The organism is Actinoplanes sp. NPDC051633, assembly GCF_040681735.1.
In the GTDB taxonomy this organism is placed as follows: Bacteria; Actinomycetota; Actinomycetes; order Mycobacteriales; family Micromonosporaceae; genus Actinoplanes.
This window is the reverse complement of record NZ_JBFAZH010001367.1, coordinates 1-1877: the sequence shown is the minus strand read 5'-3', so window position 1 is coordinate 1877 and position 1877 is coordinate 1. Positions and strand designations below refer to the sequence as shown.

The 1877-nt window shown below is 69.1% G+C and carries 2 protein-coding genes and 1 pseudogene; all 3 read right to left on the bottom strand.

Annotated features, from left to right (window positions below):
• On the bottom strand, positions 1–449 hold a 449-nt coding region (locus AB0M20_RS41070; RefSeq protein WP_364306686.1), incomplete at its 3' end, for a hypothetical protein.
• A gap of 10 nt (positions 450–459) precedes the next feature.
• Positions 460–1707, bottom strand: a complete 1248-nt coding sequence (locus AB0M20_RS41065; RefSeq protein ID WP_364306684.1) for an acyltransferase — start codon at positions 1705–1707, stop codon at positions 460–462.
• Between the two features lie 74 nt (positions 1708–1781).
• Positions 1782–1877, bottom strand: a pseudogene (locus AB0M20_RS41060) (rRNA adenine N-6-methyltransferase family protein); the annotation flags it as partial.

Here is a 1877-nt window from a genome sequence, read left to right as displayed (position 1 = left end):
CACACCGCGTGGGCGACAAGTGCCGCGCCGGCGAGGGCAAGGCCGGCACGTGGCCCGAGGTAGAGCGCCGTCACCGCCAGCGCGGCGTACCCGATGACCGCGCCGAGCTGTGCCGTCATGGCGCCCCGAGGTGCCCGCGCCACGATGCCGGCGAGCACCAGGACGGGTACGAGCGCAGCGACGCCGACCCACCATTGCCACCCGGCCCACTCGGTGGCGTTGGCGACAAGGACACCGACCGGGATTCCTGCCCAGGCGACCCAGGGCCGTTCGAAAGCAGCGGCGCCGAGGTAACAGAGGGTCGCCACGAACAGCACCAAGGAGACATCGTCACGGCCGGCGCCCGCCGCCAGTTGCACGACAGCGACGGCCAGTCCCAGGGCGGCCGGCCACCGGCGGCTCAGAGCGCGCCAGGGCGATGGATCGAGGCGGGCATCGGCAGTGGTCATACGCGGCCTCTCACGGTTCGGTCGGAGGCAGGCTAGGGCGTGATTCCTTCATTTCGGCTTCACGCGGCGCCCGCATGCCGAACAGGACGCGGGTCACGCGGGTGCGGCGGACCACCAGATCACACGCGGCGATGGTGAGCGCCAGCGAGGCGGCGACGATGATCACGTACTTGACCAGGATCGGCGCGGGCAGGCGGACCACCTGATCAGCCACGATCACGATGATCGGCTGGTGCAGCAGATAGAAGGGCAGTGCGACGGCGGCAAGGCGGCGGTACGCCCGGGGCTGCTGCGGTCGTGTCCGTGCCGTCGCGGCGCGCTGTGGCCGGTCGGAGAAGCCCAGGATGGCGACGAGCCAGCACCAGCCGGCGAGGCCGTACAAGCCACGGGCGCCGGTGGCGAGCAGTGTCATCGCCGTGAGCGGATCGTCGACGCTTGCAAATCCGGCCATGGCGGCGGCGAACAGCGCGACGCCGAGCACGGCGGCCGGCTTCGCGGCACGGCGCATCGCCGTGCGGAACCGCTCGTCGGCCGCCAGCAGGAGGCCGTACCCAAAGAACAGGAGATAGGCCGCCCGACTCCATACCCCGTAGCCCTGCTCGATCCCGAACAGGGCGCACACCGCCGCCACCGGCACGGCCGGCAGCAGGACCAGGCCCCGCCGCCGCACCACCGCCTCGGCCATCCGGTCCACTACCCGGGCCGGTCGGGCGCCGAGCGCCCCGCCGGCGGCCGGCGCCAGCAGCAGCGAGAAGGTGAGCAACAGAAGCACGAACCACAGATGACCGGTCTCGAAGTCGGGTCCCTGCAGCACGAAGGGGAACCGTGGCCACTCCAGGTGGACGTCGAAGAACCGCCGCAGGAAGCGCGGGTAGGACTCGTCGTACCCGGGATCCGAGCGGCGGCGCAACCATTGCGGTATCGGGGTCAGCGCGACGGTGACGAACAGGAGCGGAACGCCGAGCCGCAGCAGCCGCTCGGTCGCGAAGCCGGCCGGGCCGCGCCGGCGTAGCGAATGCCACGCCCCGAGTCCCGCGATCAGGAAGAGCACCGGCATCGCCCACACCACGCCCAGAGCGGCCAGGACGGTCGTCACCGGCGTCGTGTCCCGGTTCCGGACATAGAAGTCAGCCTGCGGGTCGAACACCAGCGCGGAGTGGAAGAACACCAGCCCGATGACCACCACCAGCCGGATCGCGTCGAGCTCCGGCCGGCGTCGAACGCCGCCGCGGTGTCGGCCCGAGCCTGCATGCCGCACCACGCTAGCGTGCGGCGCATTCACCTCGGTTTCACCGATCGCGACCAGGCCGGCGTGAAGTCGTTCTGAAGGCCGTCCGTACTTATGTTATAAGGTATATTACCAAATATTTTATAGGATTGGTTTTTAGGAAATTTAAACTGCAATATATCCTTGTTTAAAACTTGGAA